The organism is Grimontia marina, from assembly GCF_900060185.1.
Classification (GTDB): Bacteria; Pseudomonadota; Gammaproteobacteria; order Enterobacterales; family Vibrionaceae; genus Enterovibrio; species Enterovibrio marinus.
Genome location: NZ_FIZY01000114.1, coordinates 1 through 4089, shown reverse-complemented (window position 1 = coordinate 4089; position 4089 = coordinate 1). Strand labels below are relative to the sequence as shown.

Sequence of the window (4089 nt, the reverse complement as noted above, 5' to 3'; positions counted from 1 at the left end):
ATCACAGGTGTAAACATATGTGGCAATTGCTCAGGAAGGTGAAGCACTTTATGGATAACGTATCGCCGTACCCGGGAGGTTGCCACGGCACGGCGAAAATGTAGCACTATTCGGATCAGTTATTTAGAGTTAATTGAGTCACCTTTAAATGTTGATGATATTGACGTTAGTTTTGCTCCTGATAGTGAGTTGTATATCGATAGGCTGACCTGCCAAACATTTCTTCGCATCGGAATTCTTTCAATACTGGGTGAGAGCACGCTAAAGTGTTATATAAGTGATTCTCATAACATAGAAAATCAAAATCTTATCAGTTTCGAAGAGACTAATAATAAAGTTATATCGGAACTAGATTATATTCGTAGGACTCTAAATAAGTACATTATTAACGGTAAAATAAAACTTACTGCCATCAATTACAAAGAAGTTTTTGATGAATCAAACGTAAGCTGCGTTGAGATTGTTACGTCCAGTACTCCAATCGATGCGATAGTTACAGATGAAAGGTTCCTAAATAAATTTAAAAATATAAAGACTGGATTTGGTGATGTGCCAACTATCACTACATGGGACTTATTACACATACTACACTACAAAAACATTCTCAATGATAGAGATTTATTCGCCACAAAGATTAATCTCATTAATAGAGGCTACATCTTTTGCAAACTTAGTAAAAATGAGTTAGATCGAATATTTGATGCCTCAATAAATAATAATGATCGCTTAGTAGAAAGTGCAGAACTAAAAGCTATTAGACAAAATATGGTATTGATTAAGTCATCAGAATTTATCGAGTTGCCAAGAGATGCGGAATGGTTGATAAACCTCATGACATTTTTGTCCCATTATTTAAAGTCGATATGGAACAGATACGAAGATGATTCTAAATGTAAATCTATATCAAATTGGATTTATCATATTATTGATTATAAAACATGGGCCGAATGTTACACGAACCAAGTAGGAGAAGGCTTTGCTCAGAATGCTGACATGTTGCGTGTAAATTCACTTTTACACAGCCATGATATTACGTGTATTGAGAGAAAAAAGTCTTACCAAAACTGGCTTACGACAGAGGTATTAGACAATGTTAAGCATAGTAATCCTAATTTATATAGAGAAATATTAAATAGTGCTAAACACATGACTTTCGAGGGAGCTAGTAAAATATCTGAAAAAGTTGAAGGTGATTTTCATGAATAGATCAAAAGTAATGAAAAGCTCTCTTGTTGGTTTGCTGCAGGATTACCCCGATTCATTTATGAATGATATTTTAAATGATGAAGATTTTGTTAATAAAACCGGAATAAAGTTTAATTACAACATTGGCCTTTCAGAAGCGGGTATACAGTTTGAAGATGAACTTTTTTATTCTTCACTTTTATCTCTATATAAGGATGGATACGCTAGTCTAAAAGATGAATCTGGTAGAGTTTGGGAACTAAGTTTAAGTGATGAGCCTAAATGTGCTCCAATAAAAAACATATTGTTGAGTAGTGAAGATTCTAATTTTTCCACTTCAGGTTTTTGGTTTTTACATCCAGATGAAAATTTGAGATTGGAATATTTAGAATATATTAAAAGTGATTTATTACTTGGGAGGAATAGTTCGGAGGAAATGGTAACTATTCTTAGTTCTGATATTTCTTCTGGCGAAAGAATGACGTACTTGAAAGGTATAATTGATACGTCTCCTGGAGTTTTCTTTTCTGATTTAAGTTCAAGGTTAATAAAGAGGTGTTCATTTAGTTTGGATCAACTTGTTCCACAAGATTTTTCTTACTATCAGAGCCTAATAGGAGAGCTTAAAGATAGCAATAATATTATCGAATATTTTGATGTGGAAGGGCTTGAGCATATTAAATACCTGATTGAATCATATGGGGGTAAAAGTGTAAAAAATATATTGAGTTTAAACTGGAGTCCAAATTTCTCCAATCAAAAAATTATAAGTCTTTTGGATGGTGATATTCTATGTGGTGTATCTGAAGATATCAAATCTAATAGTTGTATTCTCCTGGATTTTTCCTTTGCTGATGTTCTTCTAAAAATCAGACGCTCCGATGATGATAGTATCAATGTCATTTCTCAAATAGTTGATACTTTTTGGAACGGTGACGTTCAAAAGACCTTAAGCCTACTATCTTTCTTTTTTATACTGACAGATGCAGTACTTATTCGGCGTAAGCTATTTATCAACCATCCTGTTTTCTATCGTAGGCTGGCATCTTTATCCCATGCATCTTTATTGTATAGGTGTTTCTGCGAAAATGGCGTCACAGAAGATCAGGAACTATGTGATTGGATTGCTCGCAATTTTGGTCAAGATTTTTACATAGGTAACTTGCTGGACTTGAGAACAGATAGCCGATGGCTTCCTGATTATGCAGAACAATCACAATTGAGAAGTGAGCTATTTGGAAGGTTGTTGAATTCTATATCAGTGATAGATGAAACAGAACATCACAAATACTTGAAAAAAGATGATGAAACTTTGAGCAATCTACCATTTACTATCGACATGTTTCTACCTGGTCCTCTCGAAGGAGGTATAGAACCGCCAGATATGCCAAATTATATTGAAGAAATAGTCAATAATGGTTTAGCTATTTCAGGCAGTACGATTAATTCGTTCACTGGTTTCATGAATTCGTCACGATTTTGGAAGCTCGACAAGCAACATTTAGCTTCAGTTTCTGAAAAGATAAGGTCATCTGGCCACATGTTTGAAAAAATTGAGTCTATCGAAGTTCTGTATAGTTGTTTGAATGGACTTGCTGTCGCTGCATCTGTCACAAAATCTGAACTTCTAGCCGACGAATTGCTAGTCCTAACTAGAGTCTACAGAAAAGAGCTTTTGAAAGGATGTAAATTACAGGAGTTGGTTTTTATCGGTGTTCTTGCTAGTGGCTCGTTTAGCAATATTACATCCTGGTGCAAGTATCTAGGGCAGTATCTGTCTGAACTAACTTATTTAAATCTCGGTAATGAAGAACAAAAATTGTATTACCTCATTAAGGCTATATGTGATTTAGAGCCTCGATTGTTTACGACAGTTTCGAAGGCATATGTACTAATAGAGGAACGTTGCCTATAGGTGGGTGATCTTAATGAAATGATGTATGGAGATATGACCATTATTTGATTTTTTTATTTGAGGGAGATGCATGGATAATGTGAAAGTTTGGCTCTATATCAAAAGTATAATTCTGATGTTATAAAGCGTTTTTCTCAAGACAACTTAGAAATTGGCGGTGGACAGTTCAATATATATGTTCAGCTAACAGTAGCGCTCGCTCGCATTGCATATGATTATCTTTGAAAATTTAAGACAAACAGAAGTGCTCTATGTTTACAGGATCGCTTCACCAACTCATTTTGAGCGTTTTGGGTTCAGGTGTTTAGGGCGATAATCTGTCTTTGCGTTGAGTCTATAAGAGACAGGAGAAGGTTCTCTTACAGCGTCATTACCAATAATGTGTGTCTTCGCTAGTGGGATATTGGTTATTTGGATGTATGCTTAATCAGTAAGTAAATGATATGTCTGTAAATTAAAAGCACACCAATCTACGTGGCAAACGGACTTGGCCCAGAAGGGGGTCAACGACCTATTGAGTTCTACGTTTTTGCTTCTCAATCCACTTATCAATGTCGTCATACCTGTATCTCACAGCCCTACCAACTTTGATAAAAGGTGGTGCTTCTGTTCGGTTTTGCCGGTGTCCTTCCATTCTTGACTGGCGGAGGAACGAGCGACTCATCCCGATAAGTTCTGCCACTTGCTTCTCTGTAAGTAAACGTGGTTTTGAAGACTCTTCCATTGAAGCTTCAGTCTTAGATTCAATTCTTGTCGGTGACGACCTTTTCTTTGGTTGCTCTTCTTCTATTGCAATCAACCGAGAGTATATGGCCAAAGGGACGGTAAGCCTTGTTGTGCTTTGCTGGATTTCAATAGCAAGGTAAGCGGTTAATAAACCCCACATACCAATAACACCAGTACTTTGACATAGTGCCTTTTTCATCGGAGGCACCATGAACCAAGAGCAAAAACGCGCCCATTGGGCAGCCATTGTTGAGCAACAAAAA

General features: G+C 36.1%; 3 protein-coding genes. 2 read left to right on the top strand and 1 reads right to left on the bottom strand.

The window, feature by feature from the left end; translation table 11 throughout:
* Positions 1-189 precede the first annotated feature (189 nt).
* The gene (locus GMA8713_RS25160; RefSeq protein WP_062715348.1) at positions 190-1206 is read left to right on the top strand and encodes a hypothetical protein; all 1017 of its coding nucleotides are present in this window, start codon (positions 190-192) and stop codon (positions 1204-1206) included.
* Positions 1199-3100 (top strand): hypothetical protein, encoded by a 1902-nt coding sequence (locus tag GMA8713_RS25155; RefSeq protein ID WP_062715346.1) that lies wholly within the window; start codon positions 1199-1201, stop codon positions 3098-3100. Before GMA8713_RS25160 ends, GMA8713_RS25155 begins: the two co-directional genes overlap by 8 nt.
* Positions 3101-3611: 511 nt before the next feature.
* On the opposite strand, the gene GMA8713_RS28545 is transcribed toward GMA8713_RS25155, so the two are convergent.
* On the bottom strand, positions 3612-4089 hold a 478-nt coding region (locus tag GMA8713_RS28545; RefSeq protein ID WP_306456076.1), incomplete at its 5' end, for a helix-turn-helix transcriptional regulator.

Bases quoted from the DNA above. Each gene is read 5' to 3' on its own strand.
- GMA8713_RS25155 (WP_062715346.1), top strand. From the start codon at position 1,199: ATGAATAGATCAAAAGTAATGAAAAGCTCTCTTGTTGGTTTGCTGCAG.